21 protein-coding genes are annotated in these 16,619 nt (G+C 38.9%); 9 read left to right on the forward strand and 12 right to left on the reverse strand.

Annotated elements, in window-relative coordinates:
• Positions 1 to 57: 57 nt before the first annotated feature.
• The gene (locus tag WBF63_RS06045) at positions 58 to 642 is read right to left on the reverse strand and encodes a DUF4126 domain-containing protein (protein ID WP_424368812.1); all 585 of its coding nucleotides are present in this window, start codon (positions 640 to 642) and stop codon (positions 58 to 60) included.
• 336 nt (positions 643 to 978) lie between these two features.
• On the opposite strand from WBF63_RS06045, the gene WBF63_RS06050 reads away from it, so the two are divergent.
• The 5 genes from WBF63_RS06050 to WBF63_RS06070 are packed head-to-tail and all read left to right on the forward strand — an operon-like array spanning position 979 to position 4,974.
• Positions 979 to 1,635, forward strand: coding sequence for a SanA/YdcF family protein (locus WBF63_RS06050; RefSeq protein ID WP_424368813.1), 657 nt, complete (start codon positions 979 to 981; stop codon positions 1,633 to 1,635).
• Between the two features lies 1 nt (position 1,636).
• Positions 1,637 to 2,263, forward strand: a complete 627-nt coding sequence (udk, locus tag WBF63_RS06055; RefSeq protein WP_424368814.1) for a uridine kinase — start codon at positions 1,637 to 1,639, stop codon at positions 2,261 to 2,263.
• Positions 2,260 to 2,616: an FtsB family cell division protein gene (locus tag WBF63_RS06060; RefSeq protein ID WP_424368815.1), complete on the forward strand. Its 357-nt coding sequence runs from the start codon at positions 2,260 to 2,262 to the stop codon at positions 2,614 to 2,616. Before udk ends, WBF63_RS06060 begins: the two co-directional genes overlap by 4 nt.
• Positions 2,600 to 3,880 (forward strand): methylmalonyl-CoA mutase family protein, encoded by a 1,281-nt coding sequence (locus WBF63_RS06065; RefSeq protein ID WP_424368816.1) that lies wholly within the window; start codon positions 2,600 to 2,602, stop codon positions 3,878 to 3,880. The genes WBF63_RS06060 and WBF63_RS06065 overlap by 17 nt, the downstream gene beginning before the upstream one ends.
• Entirely contained in the window at positions 3,877 to 4,974 is a 1,098-nt protein-coding gene (locus tag WBF63_RS06070) for an AI-2E family transporter (RefSeq protein WP_424368817.1), read from the forward strand. The genes WBF63_RS06065 and WBF63_RS06070 overlap by 4 nt, the downstream gene beginning before the upstream one ends.
• Here the strand turns inward: WBF63_RS06070 and WBF63_RS06075 are convergent, their stop codons facing one another.
• Positions 4,975 to 6,279: a mechanosensitive ion channel family protein gene (locus tag WBF63_RS06075; RefSeq protein WP_424368818.1), complete on the reverse strand. Its 1,305-nt coding sequence runs from the start codon at positions 6,277 to 6,279 to the stop codon at positions 4,975 to 4,977. It lies immediately after the preceding gene.
• Between the two features lie 122 nt (positions 6,280 to 6,401).
• Between WBF63_RS06075 and WBF63_RS06080 the strand changes: the two genes are divergently transcribed.
• The 3 genes from WBF63_RS06080 (at position 6,402) to WBF63_RS06090 (ending at position 9,756) form a co-directional block, all read left to right on the forward strand.
• Positions 6,402 to 7,598 carry a class I SAM-dependent methyltransferase gene (locus WBF63_RS06080; RefSeq protein ID WP_424368819.1) on the forward strand — a complete coding sequence of 399 codons (1,197 nt, stop codon included), beginning with the start codon at positions 6,402 to 6,404 and terminating at the stop codon, positions 7,596 to 7,598.
• 244 nt (positions 7,599 to 7,842) lie between these two features.
• Positions 7,843 to 8,778 (forward strand): hypothetical protein, encoded by a 936-nt coding sequence (locus WBF63_RS06085; RefSeq protein ID WP_424368820.1) that lies wholly within the window; start codon positions 7,843 to 7,845, stop codon positions 8,776 to 8,778.
• Positions 8,779 to 9,756, forward strand: a complete 978-nt coding sequence (locus tag WBF63_RS06090) for a polyprenyl synthetase family protein (RefSeq protein ID WP_424368821.1) — start codon at positions 8,779 to 8,781, stop codon at positions 9,754 to 9,756.
• Between the two features lie 2 nt (positions 9,757 to 9,758).
• Here WBF63_RS06090 and WBF63_RS06095 read toward each other — a convergent pair whose 3' ends face one another.
• From WBF63_RS06095 to holA, 10 genes are all read right to left on the reverse strand, one after another.
• Complete coding sequence (locus WBF63_RS06095) at positions 9,759 to 9,905, reverse strand: hypothetical protein (protein WP_424368822.1); 147 nt, start codon at positions 9,903 to 9,905, stop codon at positions 9,759 to 9,761.
• Positions 9,906 to 9,939: 34 nt separating this feature from the next.
• Positions 9,940 to 10,104, reverse strand: a complete 165-nt coding sequence (locus tag WBF63_RS06100) for a hypothetical protein (RefSeq protein WP_424368823.1) — start codon at positions 10,102 to 10,104, stop codon at positions 9,940 to 9,942.
• Entirely contained in the window at positions 10,105 to 10,305 is a 201-nt protein-coding gene (locus WBF63_RS06105; protein ID WP_424368824.1) for a hypothetical protein, read from the reverse strand.
• A 7-nt stretch (positions 10,306 to 10,312) separates the two neighbouring features.
• Positions 10,313 to 11,173, reverse strand: a complete 861-nt coding sequence (locus WBF63_RS06110) for an SDR family oxidoreductase (RefSeq protein ID WP_424368825.1) — start codon at positions 11,171 to 11,173, stop codon at positions 10,313 to 10,315.
• Between the two features lie 133 nt (positions 11,174 to 11,306).
• Complete coding sequence (locus tag WBF63_RS06115) at positions 11,307 to 11,882, reverse strand: ferritin-like domain-containing protein (protein WP_424368826.1); 576 nt, start codon at positions 11,880 to 11,882, stop codon at positions 11,307 to 11,309.
• 192 nt (positions 11,883 to 12,074) lie between these two features.
• Positions 12,075 to 12,473, reverse strand: coding sequence for a hypothetical protein (locus tag WBF63_RS06120; protein ID WP_424368827.1), 399 nt, complete (start codon positions 12,471 to 12,473; stop codon positions 12,075 to 12,077).
• A gap of 67 nt (positions 12,474 to 12,540) precedes the next feature.
• Positions 12,541 to 13,134: a Crp/Fnr family transcriptional regulator gene (locus WBF63_RS06125; protein WP_424368828.1), complete on the reverse strand. Its 594-nt coding sequence runs from the start codon at positions 13,132 to 13,134 to the stop codon at positions 12,541 to 12,543.
• A gap of 203 nt (positions 13,135 to 13,337) precedes the next feature.
• Positions 13,338 to 13,505: a hypothetical protein gene (locus WBF63_RS06130; RefSeq protein ID WP_424368829.1), complete on the reverse strand. Its 168-nt coding sequence runs from the start codon at positions 13,503 to 13,505 to the stop codon at positions 13,338 to 13,340.
• Between the two features lie 182 nt (positions 13,506 to 13,687).
• A complete protein-coding gene (nhaA, locus tag WBF63_RS06135) occupies positions 13,688 to 15,007 on the reverse strand; it encodes a Na+/H+ antiporter NhaA (protein ID WP_424368830.1) in 1,320 nt (439 codons plus the stop codon).
• 9 nt (positions 15,008 to 15,016) lie between these two features.
• Entirely contained in the window at positions 15,017 to 16,024 is a 1,008-nt protein-coding gene (holA, locus tag WBF63_RS06140) for a DNA polymerase III subunit delta (protein WP_424368831.1), read from the reverse strand.
• Between holA and WBF63_RS06145 the strand changes: the two genes are divergently transcribed.
• The gene (locus tag WBF63_RS06145) at positions 16,023 to 16,481 is read left to right on the forward strand and encodes a type I restriction enzyme HsdR N-terminal domain-containing protein (protein WP_424368832.1); all 459 of its coding nucleotides are present in this window, start codon (positions 16,023 to 16,025) and stop codon (positions 16,479 to 16,481) included. The two genes, holA and WBF63_RS06145, sit on opposite strands and share 2 nt — an antisense overlap.
• The last annotated feature ends 138 nt before the right edge of the window (positions 16,482 to 16,619 follow it).

Genomic DNA, 16,619 nt, shown 5'->3' on the forward strand with positions numbered 1-16,619 from the left:
CCAGTGGAGGGTTGGTAGAAATCGGGAAGAATGTCAGGCCGAGCGGAGTCGAGGCCCTCACTCCGCCAGAAACCTCCGGCTTTTCTTCCACAACCTGTACACAAAATAAAGCACAATCAGCACCAGCACAAAAGCTAGCGGCGCCCAGATAAATGAAGTCAGACTCAGCACAGAAGCCGCGGCCGTTTCACCTGTATTGACCACAAAATTACCCGTTCCGCCCGTGGTGCCTGTCGAAACCGCCCTCGTCGCGGCAGTTGTTCCGCTCACGGCGGCTGCCGTTCCGCCACCGGCAATGATAGCCAGCGCCCAGGTAGCCACTTCGCCCATATCGAGCAGGGTAGAAGCCATGAGAATTGTTCCCGCAACTGCGGCGAGTGGCACTGCAATCGTATCCAGGAGATTATCCACAACCGGAACATAATAGCCGGCAACCTCAATCAGCGTGGCAACGCCCAGCGTAATCATCGCCGGCCAGCTGCCCACCCATTGCCAACTCTCATTCAAGTCCAGCAAATCTGCTCCGAAGTGCGCACCAATGCTCAATGCAAATAGCGGTACAAATACCCTGAATCCGGCAGAAGCAGCCAATCCGATTCCTAAAAAAAAGGACATAATGGTCGATGAGTCAAGAAATTCCATGCGGTAAGTTGTTAAAATTAAAATAAAGATACAGATTTTTTGAATGACTGAATGGGTGAATGATGAATGGGTGAATGATGAATGAGTGAATAATAGAATAATTGAATGATGAATAATTGAATTTTAAACCTGAAACCTTAAACCTGAAACCTGAAACCTTAAACCTGACACGAGCGAAGCGACTGTACGCAGTAAAACCTTAAACCTTAAACCTGACACGAGCGAAGCGACTGTACGCAGTAAAACCTGAAACTTTAAACTTTAAACCTGAAACTTCAATCCCCTCCATTTACTTATTTTTTCCGACCTTCGGTCATCGAAACTGGACTTTGAAAAATGAAAACGATATTCAGAAGATTTTGGAAATTACTTCTCGGGGGAATTATCCTCTTTACCGCCACGATTTTATTGTCGAACTATTGGGTGACCCAGCAAGCCGAAGGGAAAACCTTTGACAACATTGTGGAAGTACCCGACAACCCCACCGGACTGGTGCTCGGAACCAGCAAACGCGTGCGTGGAGGTGGAGAAAACCTTTATTTCAAATACCGGATGCAAGCCGCTGTGGAACTCTTCAAAGCCGGTAAAATCAAATTCATCATCGTAAGTGGTGATAATTCCATCATGGAATACAATGAAACCCGAGACATGAAAAACTCACTCATCCAAATGGGCATTCCCGAAGATAAAATCGTGGAGGATTTCGCCGGTTTCAGTACACTCGACTCGGTCCTCAGAGCCAAAGAAGTATTTGGACAAGATTCACTTACGATTATTTCCCAGGAATTTCACAATGAACGCGCAATATTTATCGGTAAAAATCACGATATTTACGCCCTGGGATTCAATGCACGCGATGTGCCCAAAAGATACGGTACGGTAACCGTAACACGCGAATATTTCGCAAGGGTCAAAGCCATGCTGGATGTATATATTTTGAAATCCATGCCCAAATTTTATAAGGATAAAGAACCATTTCCAAACGAAGAATGATATGCTGATAATCGGAATTGCAGGCGGGACAGGATCGGGAAAAACAACCGTGGTCCGCAATATTTTAAAACATCTGAATACAGAAAACGTACTGGTCGTTTCCCAGGACAATTATTACAAAGACCATAACGAACTTTCGCTGGAAGAACGTCAGAAAATCAATTTCGACCATCCGCGCTCCATCGATTTCGAACTTCTGACCGAACATGTGATGAAACTAAAAAAAGGTGAAGTGATCAACCAACCTGTTTATTCCTTCATCACACACAGCCGTACCGACGAAACTTTGGTTACACATCCCAAAAGCGTCATCATTGTAGAAGGAATTCTCGTACTCACGAATCCTGAACTTCGTGAATTATTTGACGTCAAAATATTTGTTCATGCCGATTCTGACGAAAGATTAATCCGAAGAATCCAGCGTGATATCACCGAACGCGGACGTGACCTCGAAGAGGTTTTGAACCGATACCGAACTACACTCAAACCCATGCACGAACAGTTCATTGAACCTTCAAAAATTCATGCCGACATCATCGTTCCCAACATGAAAAAGAAAAACGAAGCAGCCATCAGGCTTTTGTCAACACTGATTAAAGACAAATTAACCACGCCTATAGAATCATGAATCCCGAAAAAGACAAAATAAACAGCGGTTCAGGGAAATGGTATCGTTTCTTCCTGAATAAATACCTGATTGTTACGGTCTTATTTCTTGTCTGGATGTTCTTCTTTGACCAGAATTCCTATTTCATTCACAAAGAACTCGATGAGGAAGTCAAAGTCCTCACAAAAGACAAAAGACTTTACGAACAGAAACTGGAAAAAGAAACCATACAAATTCATCAGATGAAAACAAATGCTTCTGAAATTGAGCGTATTGCGCGTGAAAAGCATTACCTGAAAAAAGAAAACGAAGACGTATTCATCATCGAAAAACAAAAAGTTAAAAAGCCGGAAACCAATGAATCAAAAGATTGAGGAATTTAAACAATTGACACCACAGGAATGGAAGCTCAAAGTGCAGGCTGAACTCGCCGGACTCGATTACAATGAAGTCCTGGTTTGGGATACCGCCGAAGGAATTCAGGTGAAACCGGTTTATACAAATGAAGATCTGCCCGAAGAAATCTCAGCGATCCAATCCACAAATGACTGGAAAATCATCGGAAACTTCCGAAACGATTCCCATCAGGATTTTTCTTATCTCTATGGTTTCAAAGTCAATGAAAGTCATTTCGACCAAGTTTTAAAACTTCCCGAATTCCTGGATTTGTTTTTTGAAATCAAAACATCAACGGATTCACTTAATCAATTGAATTTCTCCGAAATCAAAAACCTAAAATACTTAGGACTCGATGTTTTGGGTAAATTCGCAGAAACCGGAAACTGGTTCCATTCGCAAGAAAAAGATTTAGCTTTAACCCAAAAAATCCTCAACGAAAATACATTTGAAAAAAACATCGAAATAAACGCTTCACTCTATCAGAATGCCGGTGCAAACCATCTGCAGCAAATTGCCATCGCAATTTCTCATGCTGTGGAATATTTGGAAAACCTAGGGGCAGAAGCCACTTCGAAACTCTATTTCAAAGTCGCCATAGGCGGAAATTATTTCTTCGAAATTGCCAAACTTCGTGCACTCCGTCAACTCTGGAATTTGATTCTGAACGAATACAATTCCGAAGCAGAAACTTTTATTTATGCCGAAACTTCAGCTCGTAATAAATCCCTGCTCGATGTTCATAACAATATCATCCGCAGCGGACTGGAAGCCTCCGCAGCCGTTCAGGGAAAGGCCGATGTCGTAAATGTTTTTCCTTATGACGAAATCAGCGGTTCCACCGCATTCAGCGAAGAACTTGCTTCCAAACAGCAATTACTTTTGCAGAAAGAATCCTATTTCGATAAATTCATGGATCCCGTTGCCGGAACTTATTTCGTGGAAAATCTAACCGAACTGATGAGCCGAAACGCCTTGGAGTTATTTAAAAATATAGAAGCCGAAGGCGGATTCCTCAAAGGATTATTTGACGGAAGAATTCAGAAAATGATCCAGAAAAGTGCCGACAAAGAACAGCAGGCGTTTGACGAAGGAAAACTGACTTTAATCGGTGTAAATAAATTCAGAAATCCTTCGGATAAAATCCATCCGACACCAAAAACTGAAAATCCGGTTCGAACGCAAATTAAACCGATATTCAGAAAAAGATTGGCCGAAAAAAACGAAAACGATAACTCATGACACCTAAACAGCTTTCCTATGGCATTCTAAGAGCGCTGGGAATAGCTGCTTTGATTGGCGTTGCCCTTTATTTTCTTTGGCAAATCCGATCGGTTTTTGCCTACCTCGCCATTGCATTTGTGCTGGCGATGATCGGACGACCGCTGATGAATCTGATGAACAATAAACTTCGGATCCCCAATGCGATTGGCGCTATCCTTACGCTATCGCTCTTCATTTTTTTGATTTTTGCCTTTGTTAGCTTGTTCATCTCACTCGTGCTCAACGAACCTTATCGACTGTTTGGAAATTTCGTGCACCTCGATCGCTTCGAAGAAGCCATTTCCAATCAGCTCAAACTACTCGGCGACTCACTCGGGTTCCTTAACATTCCTTTCCTCGAAAACCTATTGAACGACGCAGTCGAAAATGTAAATGTGAAAAGCCTTTCGGGAATGTTTGGCGATTCCATAACCACTGTGGGCGTGATCATGATCGATACTTTTTCAGTAATGTTCATTACCTTTTTCTTCCTAAAAGATCGGGACTTAATCAACAAAATGATGGTGGCCATTGCCCCCAACGGCGAGGAAAAAAGATTTGAATCCGTACTCGACAAAACCAAGGATTTATTGTCCCGCTACTTCATCGGACTGACCTTGCAAGTCCTGATTATGTTTACTTTTTATTTCATCATTTTACTTTCTTTCGGAATCAATTACGCAGCGATCATCGCCTTGCTTTGCGCTTTGCTCAATCCACTTCCTTACATCGGACCACTTCTGGGTGGAGTCATCATGGCGAGTTTATCGATAAGTGATTTACACGGTTTGGGACTGGATTTCCGAGCAGAAATCATTCCAACGGTTTTATGGATTATGTTTTGGTACATCCTCACGCACGTTTGGGACAATTTCATCAACCAACCGCTTATTTATTCGCGAAGCGTAAAATCAAATCCTTTGGAAATATTTCTTGTTATCTTAATCGGAGGAATCCTTTTCGGAATCATCGGAGTGGCAGTGGCCGTTCCGGCTTATACCGTTTTACGAGTCGTGCTGAAAGAATTCTTTTCCGAATATAAACTCGTGCAAAGTATCACCAAGAATTTGTAATTAATCCGGAAGAACTTTAGGGTTCAAAGCTTTGCCAATGCTTCGCATATCATCCGAAGCAGGTGCTTCAAAGGTTTCCAGATTGAAAAATTTAATCGCCGCCAATAAATGGTCGAAAATATCCGACATAATTCCTTCGTAAACGACCCAACGAACATCGGCCGTAAACATATAAAGTTCGATCGGAAGACCGTGTTCAGTCGGTGATAACTGACGAACCATAATCGTCATATCCTTGTGGATGCCCGGATGGATTTTCACGTATTGATTGATGTATTCACGGAAAAGCCCGATGTTCGTCATATTTCTTCCGTTCACCGGCATCGTACGGTCCGGGAAATGTTCGGCATTGTACGCATCGATTTCTTCCTGTCTTTGATCAATGTAATTCTGAAGAAGTTTGATTTTTTTCAATTCCTTCAATTCCTCCGGACTTACATAATGAATCGAAGAAATCTTAATATTGAGCGCACGTTTGATCCGTCTTCCACCCGAATTCTGCATTCCGCGCCAGTTTTTAAAAGAATCGGTAATCAGATAATAAGTCGGAACCGTGGTAATGGTTTTGTCCCAATTCTGAACTTTTACCGTATTCAAATTGATTTCAATCACATCGCCATCGGCACCGTATTTCGGCATTTCAATCCAGTCGCCCACACGCACCATATCGTTGGTCGAAACCTGAATGCTCGCCACAAATCCCAAAATCGTATCCTTGAAAACCAACATCAAAACCGCAGAAGCAGCGCCCATCGCCGTCAGAAAAGCCCAAGGCGATTGCCCCGTAAACGTGGTGAAAATTAAAATTCCAGCAATGAAAAACAGAAAAATATTGGCGACTTGTAAATAACTATCAAGCGGTTTGCCACGGAAACTTTCTTTATCGCCCAAATAATCCCGAATCGATTTCATTACCGAAATAACCAGAATCGTCCAGTTGATAATCAGTAAAATCTCCACAAACTTTTCGGTAAAAACCACACCACCCGGAAATCCCGAAAATAAAACAGGAATCAAGGAAGCGAAAATATACAGCGGAATCAATCGCGCAAGGTTCGCGAAAACTTTATTCTTTAAAAGATAATCATCAAATTTCGTCTTGGAACGCTTGGTAAATTCTGTTGTAAACTTGATCAAAACGCGACGAACCACGAAATGAATCAGCCACAATAAAATAAGGGAAGCGATGAGTAGCGAAACAAAGGTAAATAAATGTGTCAACATTGCTTCGAAACCAAGTGTTGAATATTTTTGAAAAGTCCAGTTGTAAATAAAATGGGTAGAATTATCAATTTGAAAACTCATAGAAATTTTTTGATTTTTTTGCCCGGAATGGGCTTGAATGATTTGCAAAGTTATGAATTTTAAAAAGGATGCTAAAATCCACCGGATTAATTTAAGGTAAAACCCAACTCATTTTCCGGCTAATGAATTTAGTTTTAACTTTGAACTTTATGAATCCAAATCTCTTAGAACCCGAAGTTCAAAACTATATTCGTGCGCAAGAAAACCAAGATGTACGCAGTATTTCTTTGAAAAAATCTCCTTTTGAAAACCTCAGTTCTTCGGAACTTGCCCAGCAAATCAAAGGTTTGCAAATTGCACGCAATAAATTTCCTTTTTTCTACCAAACGGGAGGAATTTATTATCCGCCTTCGCTCAACCTTGAACAGGCTTCTTCTTGGATTACTGCCCAATACAAATCAGAAATTATCAAGGGAAAAACTTTGATTGATTTAACCGCCGGAATGGGAATCGATGCATTTGGATTTGCCCAAAAATTTGAAAAAGTCACCGCTTTGGAACGGAATTCTGAATTGGTGGAAATTTCAAAACATAATTATAAAGCGCTAAATCAAAATAACTTAGAATATATAAATTCCGATTTTGAAATCTTTTGGAAAGAAAATCCGAAAGAAAAATGGGATATCATTTACCTCGATCCTTCGCGACGAATTGATTCCCAAAGAAAATTCGTTTTGGAAGATTTGGAACCCAATATTCTCGAATGGATGGATGAATTTATAAGTCGTTCCCAAACATTAATGATCAAACTTTCGCCTTTGCTGGATTTGAAATCAACGGTGGAGAAAATTCCTCAAATTCAGGAAATTTACATTGTTGCAGTTAAAAACGAAGTCAAGGAATTATTGCTGATTTGCAAAAAAGAAATCCAAACCAATCCCAAAATAATCGCTACAAACCTGGAATCCGATCATCTGCTTTTTGAATTTCATTTAAAGGAAGAAGCAACAGCTGTTTCCGAGTTTTCATCACCCGAAAAATTCATTTACGAACCCAATTCTGCCGTTTTGAAATCGGGCGCTTTTAAATTATTGGGAGAGAAATTAAATTTAAAAAAACTGCATATTCATTCGCATTTATATACATCGAAGGAATTGTTGAAGTCCTTTCCGGGTAAGGTTTTCGAAGTTTTGGGAGAAATAAAAAATCCGAAAAAAGAAATTGAAAAATCAGCCTTTCATGTGATTTCAAAGAATTATCCACTCAGTGTGGAATTAATCCGAAAAAAATATAAATTAAAGGAATCCTATAGTCAGACTTTAATTTTCACCCAAAGCCAATCGGGAAAACATATTCTGCTTTGTAGAAGATTGTTGTAACCTGTTCAAGAAACGTTCCTACGGAACGAATGTCGGAACACCTTATTTTTTCTACCTACGAATTGTTCCTACGGAACAAGTATTTTGAAGCATCCTGACTTTACCTCGTAAATCGTATATCTTCCCTTGTATATCGTAAATCGAACTTCGTCTCACGAATTTCGAACTTCGACTTTATTCATAATACTTTGTACAGTTTCACTTAAAATAATACCTTTGGAAAGCAAAAGAGAATTCATCGTCAATGATTAAATATTTAGCTTCTGCTTTATTGGTTTTGAGCGCCCTGAACCTGTCGGCGCAAATGAAAATTGATACTTTGGACATTGAAAATTACCAAATCAAAACCTTGAAGATTTCCGAAAAACTGGACGAAATTTCTTCACTTGAATTTCACGACGGATTTTATTGGGGACAAAACGACAGCGGAGGAGAAGCGGAATTGTACAAAATCAGTCCGCAAACGGGTAAAATTCTTCAAACTGTTAAGATTACCAATGCCGAAAACCGCGACTGGGAAGAACTGGCTTTCAGTGAGGACTATGTTTTCATTGGGGAATTTGGGAACAATAACGGCAACCGGAAAGACCTTTCCATTTTTTATTTTCCGATTTCAAAATTGAATTCCAAAGACGAAAGCATTTCGGTAGAAGTTCAGAAAATCGAATTTACCTATCCCGAACAGAAAAACTTCAATCCCGGAAATCGCAAAACCAATTTCGATTGCGAAGCTTTCTTTTTTTATAACGAAAAACTCCACCTTTTTACGAAAGAATGGACCAATTTGTCCACAACTCATTATACGCTCGAAGTCAAGCCCGGAAAGCAACAAGCTAAAAAATTGGAAACTTTTAAAACCAATTATATGGTCACCGGTGCAACGGTTGATGACAGCCCTATTTCCAATACCCACGGATTTTACCTGATCGGATATACGCCCGACGGTTTCGGATTTATCTCCGGATTTTCTTTGCCAAAACGCGGTTCTGATTTGTTGTTCGATGAAAAATTGAGTAAATTCAGTTTGCCGCTTGGGTTTACCGCGCAGGTGGGGCAAATTGAAGGCATCGCCATAAAACCCGAAATTCCGAATGTGATGTGTTACAGCAATGAGGATTTTAAATTCAGAAATTTCCACGTCGAACAAAGCATTCAGTGTATTCATTCTTTAGCCGAATAAATGAAGAAATCGATTGAAAAAATAAAAGCACCGATTGCCGAAGAGATGAAACTTTTTGAAACAAAGTTTTATCAGTCGATGAAAAGTAACGTTCCTTTGCTGGACCGGATTACGCATTATATCGTACGCCGAAAAGGAAAGCAAATGCGTCCGATGTTTGTCTTCCTGACGGCCAAATTAACCGGCGAATTTCAGGAAAGAAGTTATCGGGCAGCGGCTTTGATTGAATTAATTCACACCGCCACTTTGGTACACGATGACGTAGTGGACGATTCCGATATGCGTCGTGGGTTTTTCTCGTTGAATGCTCTTTGGAAAAATAAAATTGCGGTTTTGGTTGGCGATTATCTTTTGTCCAAAACCTTAATTCTTTCCACTGAAAACGAAGATTTTGATTTGCTGAAAGTCGTTTCGGTAGCGATCAAAGAAATGTCGGAAGGAGAATTATTGCAAATCGAAAAAGCAAGAAAATTAGATATAACCGAAGATGTTTATTTCGAAATAATTCGTCAGAAAACCGCGACTTTGATTGCGGCTTGTTGTGAAGCCGGCGCTCGTTCGGTAGGTGCTTCGGAAGAGGTTTGCAAAAAGATGAACCGTTTCGGAAACCTTGTGGGAATTGCCTTTCAGATTAAAGACGATTTATTTGATTATACAAGTTCGGATTTAATTGGAAAACCGGTTGGAATCGATATCAAAGAACAAAAAATGACCTTGCCTTTGATTCATGTTCTCAATAAAGTTTCCAAAAAAGACCATGACTGGCTAATTAATTCGGTAAAAAGACACAACCATAATAAAAAGCGTGTTCAGCAAGTGATTCAGTTCGTGAAAGACAATGGCGGCATCGAATTTACGCAAAAAACCATGCAGAAATACAGTGACGAAGCACTTGCCATTTTGGATGAATTCCCCGATAGCGAATACAAAGAATCACTTCGAACGATGGTCAATTATGTGATGGAACGCGAGAAATAAATTCAGGGTTCTACACGGTCTTCCATTGTTTCTTTATCCAGTTTTTCCGCTTCCCGATTGAATTTAGGTTCCGGTTTTCGGCTGATGAACCAATAAGCTACGATCAAAACTGCCGCGGTGGCAATTACTGACATTATTACGATGAACATTTCCATAAAATTTAATTTTTATTGTTAATTCATTTCAGGCTATAGTTTCTAATTTTTTTAAAGCCTTTTCCATATCAAATCCTTTTCCCAAAACGGGTTTGAACAAATCGCTTTTCTTTTCGATTCTTTCTAGGGCATTGTAAATATTGAAATCTGTCGGGCTTAATCCGGGAACGACTTCGTCCCATTCCAGCGGCAACTAACCTAATCCAATGATTACCACCAATTCGAAGATGGAAAGTTGTTTGACACCACGGCGACCCAGAATTTTCACGCCTGCAATAATGATGAGGAACATGATGGCAGACCGCACGAGAATTTCCCATGCAAATTCCCATTCTTCATTTCCGATGAAAAATTCTTCATCAAAAATTCCGGCAAAAATCAACAAGAAGTTCATACAAATTTTATCCGTTTATGATTTCCCCACCGTTTGGATGGAGAATTTGTCCGTTCATATAACTCGAATCTTCACTTGCCAGAAACAAAAAGCAAGGTGCTACTTCGTCGGGCATTCCGGGGCGTTTCATGGGAACGTCACTTCCGAATTCCGAAACCTTTTTGGAATCAAAAGTGGAAACAATCAGCGGGGTCCAAATGGGACCGGGCGCGACACCGTTCACGCGAATTCCTTTTTTGATGAGGTTCATGGCGAGGCTTCGCGTAAAAGAAACAATGGCACCTTTGGCAGCGGAATAATCAATCAGTTTTGGACTTCCGCGATAGGCAGTAACCGAAGTTGTATTGATAATGCAGGAACCTTTTTTCAGATGGGGAACTGCATATTTGACAATCCAGAAATAGGCAAAAAAATCGGTGTGGAAAGTTTTGAGTAGTTGACGTGTGGTGATATCTTCGATTGATTCGGCTTCCCAATGAAGTGCTGCATTGTTGATAACGATGTCGAGCTTACCGAAATGCCGGATGGTTTTGGCGATTACATTTTTACAATGTGGTTCCCGGCTTAGGTCGCCTTTGATCAGGTAACATTTTCCACCTTTGGCCTCGATTTCTTCACGGGTAGTTTTGGCATCATTGTCTTCGCTCAGATAAGCAATGGAAACCAAGGCGCCTTCTTGGGCAAAAAGTAATGCGGTGGCTTTGCCAATTCCGCTGTCGCCGCCGGTAATCAAAACAACTTTATTGTGTAATTTACCTTTTGGAAAGTCCTGCGGTTCGGTTTCGGGCACAGGTTTCATTTTGCTTTCAACGCCGGGTCTCGATTGTTTCTGTTTGGGATTTATTTTCTTTGGATCTTGTTTTTTCATACTTGAAGGATTAATTAAACAGTAAGAACGCAACATCACAGGATTCGCCTTTTCAGAAGAAAACTGCATGAGTGCGTGACCCATGCAGTTTTCCGGATGGAAAAAAGATGTAAAAGAGCGTATGAGTGATAATTTATTCTTCTTCTTCCGCTTCGTTATTGATTGCGTTTTCGGCAATTTCAGTCAGAAGCATATCGGTTTGCTTTTCTTCTTCGAGGATTTGTCCTAATAATTCTTTGGCTTTGGTGTGTTCCATGGTTTTGGCCAATTGAGCAAGTCCGCCGTATGAAGCAATTTCATAGTGTTCCACTTTTTGGGCTGCTATGATAAGGGCTGCGTCTCTTGTCATGGTTCCAGCATCTGTGTCTTTGATGATTTCTTCTGCTTCTTTAATCAATCCATCCATCGCTTTGCATTTTTTTTCTTCCGGCTCTTCGCCCAAAGATTTAAAGACTTTTTCCAATGTAGAATAATGTTTTTCAGTCTGACTGCGGTGGTCTTTGAATGCTTTTTTCAACTCTTTGGAGGTGGCTTCTTTTTCCATTTTTTTCAGCGCTTCAACCAATGCATTTTCTGCATAGTACATGTCTTTTAATCCATCAAGAAAGAATTCGTGTAGTGGTGTTTCTTCCATTTTTTTTGATTCAGATGCTTTCGTTTTTTTTGCACCTGATGTGGATTTTTTCTTAGTTTCTTTTGTTTGTGGCATTTCACTCAATTTTTAAGTTAAACTTTGATCATCCTATATTCTGATAATCACTCTGTTTTTTGAGAATTCCCCTGAACCGGAATCGGAATTATGTTGGGAATTCCCGGAATCTGCGTTGTAGTAATAAAAATCTGAATTTCATTTATCTCTGATTCTACTTCGGCATTTTCATTGGCTGAAAATTCAGTTATATTAAGGTTTGTTGTTTCTTGTAAATTTGATCCCGCTCTCATCATCATCAGTACTGTTGCCATCATTATCATAATTGCCAATAACTTTGTGGTTAAAATTCCGGAAGGGTTTGTCATCTGTACTTTCATAATCATGATTTTTTGGTGAATGCTGATTCTCGTTTGCAGTTGGCTCAATAAAGTCAGGATTTATTTCGCCCGGATAGGTTCCCATAAATTCATGTTCGTTGTACGGAATAAAATCTTCCGGGATGGAGTTCACCGAATCTATGTTGGTGCCGGTGTTTCCAAATCTTTCGTTCGAATTGTTGGTGTCCATAACTCTGAAATTTTGATTATTATCAATAATTTGCTTTTCAATGGTTGTGGAAGGAATGAAAAGCGGTGAAAACTTTGTCACCCTTTATGATTTCAAAGCTATGATGGAAATGATGGTCAATTTATGACCCTAATCATAACGGCAGAAATTAATAGTGAATTTTTCTGTCTTTTATTCTAATTATATCATTTTTAGCCATCTTCTTGCTGGTGCGGATAACGGTTTCAACGCACAATCCCGTAAGATTTGCTACTTGTTGACGTGTAAAAGGAACCACAAAAGAAAATTTTTCTTTTTTGACTTGGAAGCTTTTCAAATAATTCAACAAAGTCATCATCCTTGTCGCAGGATCTGAGCTTGATAAATTTTGCAGCATCACGTATTTATAATATAATCTTTGAGAGAGAGCCTTATTAAGCTCTATGGAAACTTCAGGGCGGTTGTCCAAAAGTTCATAAAAATTAGATTTGGGTAATTGTAAAATATAACTGTCTTCTAGACATATCGCGTTCATAGGATATTGGACGTCTATAAACAATATTGATTCACCAAAACTTTGACCGTTTGAAAAGATATTCTGAATGAATTCTTTTCCATCTTCTTTAAAATTGTTTAGTTTGATTTTTCCGGATTTTAATTGGTAATAAAAAAAAGGAATATTTCCTTCTTCAAATACGTAATCTCCTTTTGTGAAAAATTTCACTTCCGCTCCAAATTCATACAATAGTTTTTCATCAATCATGATTGTAAAGTTTTTAAGTTAAAAACAAATGATTGGAATTGGATAGGATTTTAAAGGTAATCAAAAACTATGCGTAAATGGTAGTAAATCAAAACTTTAACTAACTTTAGCTTTTGAAGTAAACACTTTAAACTGAAAAAAATTATTTGAGAAAACCATTTAAGTTTCCACCAAATAACTTTTTTCAATTATGTAAAATTTGATTAAGGCATTGTAGAATTTACAGTATCAACGCGCATAGTTGCGGTATCTACCGGCTCTATCATATTGAGTGTGTCAGGAGCGATTTCAATGTCTGTTGAAAGTGTATCTTCGATGATAATTTCCTCTTCCGGATACATATTATTTACGGATTCCTTTTTACACCCCATAACTAGAAATGCTGAAAATGCTATTAAAAATGTAATTGCTTTCATAATTTTTTTTATTCAAACTTATCTCACAAACCAGCTATTTTTTATGATCGAAATCATAAAAAATGATTTCAAAATTAAAATCAAGCCTTTATATTGCTGAATTTCATAAAGTTATGGATTTAATGCGGTTTGAATAATTATTTTTTGATGCGGCTCAACAATGCGTAACCTAAAATCCCACCAATTATAGAGGCTGCAAAAATTCCAATTTTAGCTTGTGTAATATATTCAGGGCTTTGAAAAGCCAATGAAGTAATGAATAATGACATCGTAAATCCAATCGAAGCCAAAAGTCCGAGACCGAAAAGATTCTTTACATTCATACCCTCGGGAAATGGTGAAATTTTCATCTTAACACTCAGCCATGTGAATCCAACTACACCAACAACTTTTCCTAAAAGAAGTCCGAGCGCTACACCCAAAGCTACGTTGGTGCTGAACAATTCTTCGAATTCTATATCAATTACCGTTACACCGGCATTAGCAAGCGCAAAAATGGGTATAATCACAAAAGTAACGAAGGGATGCATCGCATGTTCCAGTCGTTGGAGCGGAGGCGTAGCATTGTTTGCGTCAGTTTTAATTTCTTCCAAATAATGTAATTGTTCGTTTGTAAGCGTTGGAATTTTATCGTTGGGATCAATCGCACTAAATTTTTGTAAGGATGTTTGAATTTTGGAAATGAGGAAATTTTCCCGAATTCGGACGTCGGCCGGAATCGTAAACGCAGCCAAAACGGCCGCAATAGTAGCATGAACCCCAGAAAGCAAAAAGGAAGTCCATACTCCAATGATTCCAAAGATTGCATAAAATAAAATATTTCGAATCCCCAATTTATTGCCGGCATACATCACGGTCAAAAAGGAAAATCCTGCAATTAAACTTACCGTAGAAATTTCGGATGTGTAAAAAAATGCAATCACCAAAACCGCACCTAAATCATCTACAATCGCCAAGGCGGTAAGGAAAACTTTCAAAGAAAGAGGAATTCGATTTCCCAATAAATACAATACACCAAGGGCAAAAGCGATGTCGGTTGCCATCGGAATTCCCCAACCATTACTTACTTCACCTGATGAATTCATCGAAAAATAAATCAGAGCAGGAACCAGCATTCCACCGGCTGCCGCAATGATGGGAAGCATGGCTTTTCGAGGATTGGAAAGTTCGCCTGCGACTATTTCACGTTTAAGTTCCAGTCCGACCACAAAAAAGAAAATGGCCATCAATCCATCGTTTATCCAATGAAGTAAATCGTATTCTAAATAAGGTATGCCGTCAAATGTAAATCCAAATTTATGTTGAAAGAATTCAAAATATTGGTCAGAAAAGGGAGAATTGGCCAGAAATAATGCTAAAATCACACAAATTCCCAATACCAAACCACCCGATTTTTCATGGCGTATGAATTTTTGAACCGGTTTTACGACTTTGTCAATCGGATAATTTTTTTCCATTTTATGTGGTTAAATATTAAAAATTTTAAATAATAACTCATTGAGCAAATCGCCATCGGAAACGTTTCCTGTAGAGCCAACGCCCTTGCTTTTTACATCGGTCTCCCGAAGAAAGGAAATAATTCTTGTTGCTTTTTTAAGGGGATAATTTTTTGCGGCGGTCACAGCATCTTTTACGAAATAAGGATTGATTCCTAATTCTTTCGCTACATTTCCTTGTGATTTATCGGTAATCGAATGGTAGATAATGATATTTGAAAAAGTTTGGTGCAAAATCGAAAGCGTTACCACCAGTGGATTATCTTTTGGGTTTTGACTGAAATAATTCACAATTCGGAATGCTTTGGGCGCATTACGGGTTTCAATGGCATTTCGTAATTCGAAATTATTGTAATCCTTGCTGATTCCGATGTTTCTTTCTATAATTTCAGGTGTTATTCTGCCATCTTCAGCTAGAATTTTCAGCTTTTGCAGTTCGTTGTAAATCCGACCCAAATCAGCCCCTAAAAATTCAGCCATCATAAATTTCGATTTGGTTTCCATTGTCATTCCCATTTCTTTGGCTGCGTTTTCAATCCAATCGGGAATTTGGTTATCGTACATTTTCTTGGTTTCCAAAAAAACCGAATTCTTCTGAAGTGTTTTGTAAAGTTTCTTGCGTTTATCCAGCGTTTTTCCCTTGTAATTAAACACCAAAATAGTCGAAGGCTGTGGATTTTCTGCATATGATTCCAACTGATCGATGGTTCGCGAAAGATGTTGTGCCTCTTTTACAATTACAACCTGGCGTTCGGCACCCATCGGGAATTGTTTGGCCATTCCCAATATGTCGGTCATTTCCACATCATTTCCGTATAAGACACTTTGGTTGAAACCTTTTTCATCTTCAGTCAGAACTTCATTTTCGATGGTTTTAGAAATCTGGTCGATGAAAAAAGGTTCGTCGCCCGAAAGAAAATAAATAGGAGCGACCTTTTTGTTTTTAATATCTTTGATGATGCTATTTGGTTGACTCATGAATGAATTAAAATTACAAGAATTAAATTTTCCCGAAAATTACCAATTTCGATTTAAACAAGACCAGAATTCTGTTTATATCTTTTGCAACACACGAAAAAAATGGTTGATTCTGACACCTGAAGAGTGGGTAAGACAAAATCTTGTACAATTCCTGATTCAGGAGAAAAAATATTCGCAGTCAGCTATCAATACAGAAGTCGTAGTGACAGTAAACGGAATGAAAAAAAGAGCAGATGTAATTGTGTACAAAAAGGAAAAGCCTTTTCTGATTGTGGAATGTAAGTCTCCATCAGTTACAGTTTCTCAGGAAACTTTTGACCAAATCGCACGTTATAATCTACAAATCGGTGCCGATTATTTGATGGTTACAAATGGCTTGAGTCACTATTATTGTCAAATGGACATAGAAAATGAAAAGTATATTTTCCTTTCCGATATTCCATGTAAGGAATGATTAATTTTATATAATTAAGGAATAATTTGCTGAATGTAGGGCAAAAAAAAACCCCGGCATTTCTGCCGGGACCCTCTCTACTAAAACTTAAGTACCATGAAAACTCAACTACCTTATGAAAAGAATAGTACTTAACTT

This window comes from Moheibacter sp. (genome assembly GCF_049672845.1).
Lineage (GTDB): Bacteria > Bacteroidota > Bacteroidia > Flavobacteriales > Weeksellaceae > Moheibacter.

Excerpts from the sequence above, each read along its gene's own strand:
- WBF63_RS06060 (WP_424368815.1), top strand. The coding sequence starts at position 2,260 with ATGAATCCCGAAAAAGACAAAATAAACAGCGGTTCAGGGAAATGGTAT.
- WBF63_RS06130 (WP_424368829.1), bottom strand. The coding sequence starts at position 13,505 with ATGGGGTGTAAAAAGGAATCCGTAAATAATATGTATCCGGAAGAGGAA.
- WBF63_RS06085 (WP_424368820.1), top strand. The coding sequence starts at position 7,843 with ATGATTAAATATTTAGCTTCTGCTTTATTGGTTTTGAGCGCCCTGAAC.
- WBF63_RS06115 (WP_424368826.1), bottom strand. The coding sequence starts at position 11,882 with ATGCCACAAACAAAAGAAACTAAGAAAAAATCCACATCAGGTGCAAAA.
- WBF63_RS06110 (WP_424368825.1), bottom strand. The coding sequence starts at position 11,173 with ATGAAAAAACAAGATCCAAAGAAAATAAATCCCAAACAGAAACAATCG.
- WBF63_RS06125 (WP_424368828.1), bottom strand. The coding sequence starts at position 13,134 with ATGATTGATGAAAAACTATTGTATGAATTTGGAGCGGAAGTGAAATTT.
- nhaA (WP_424368830.1), bottom strand. The coding sequence starts at position 15,007 with ATGGAAAAAAATTATCCGATTGACAAAGTCGTAAAACCGGTTCAAAAA.
- WBF63_RS06050 (WP_424368813.1), top strand. The coding sequence starts at position 979 with ATGAAAACGATATTCAGAAGATTTTGGAAATTACTTCTCGGGGGAATT.
- WBF63_RS06070 (WP_424368817.1), top strand. The coding sequence starts at position 3,877 with ATGACACCTAAACAGCTTTCCTATGGCATTCTAAGAGCGCTGGGAATA.
- WBF63_RS06095 (WP_424368822.1), bottom strand. The coding sequence starts at position 9,905 with ATGTTCATCGTAATAATGTCAGTAATTGCCACCGCGGCAGTTTTGATC.
- udk (WP_424368814.1), top strand. The coding sequence starts at position 1,637 with ATGCTGATAATCGGAATTGCAGGCGGGACAGGATCGGGAAAAACAACC.
- WBF63_RS06105 (WP_424368824.1), bottom strand. The coding sequence starts at position 10,305 with ATGAACTTCTTGTTGATTTTTGCCGGAATTTTTGATGAAGAATTTTTC.
- WBF63_RS06080 (WP_424368819.1), top strand. The coding sequence starts at position 6,402 with ATGAATTTAGTTTTAACTTTGAACTTTATGAATCCAAATCTCTTAGAA.
- WBF63_RS06090 (WP_424368821.1), top strand. The coding sequence starts at position 8,779 with ATGAAGAAATCGATTGAAAAAATAAAAGCACCGATTGCCGAAGAGATG.
- WBF63_RS06045 (WP_424368812.1), bottom strand. The coding sequence starts at position 642 with ATGGAATTTCTTGACTCATCGACCATTATGTCCTTTTTTTTAGGAATC.
- WBF63_RS06075 (WP_424368818.1), bottom strand. The coding sequence starts at position 6,279 with ATGAGTTTTCAAATTGATAATTCTACCCATTTTATTTACAACTGGACT.
- holA (WP_424368831.1), bottom strand. The coding sequence starts at position 16,024 with ATGAGTCAACCAAATAGCATCATCAAAGATATTAAAAACAAAAAGGTC.
- WBF63_RS06065 (WP_424368816.1), top strand. The coding sequence starts at position 2,600 with ATGAATCAAAAGATTGAGGAATTTAAACAATTGACACCACAGGAATGG.
- WBF63_RS06145 (WP_424368832.1), top strand. The coding sequence starts at position 16,023 with ATGAATGAATTAAAATTACAAGAATTAAATTTTCCCGAAAATTACCAA.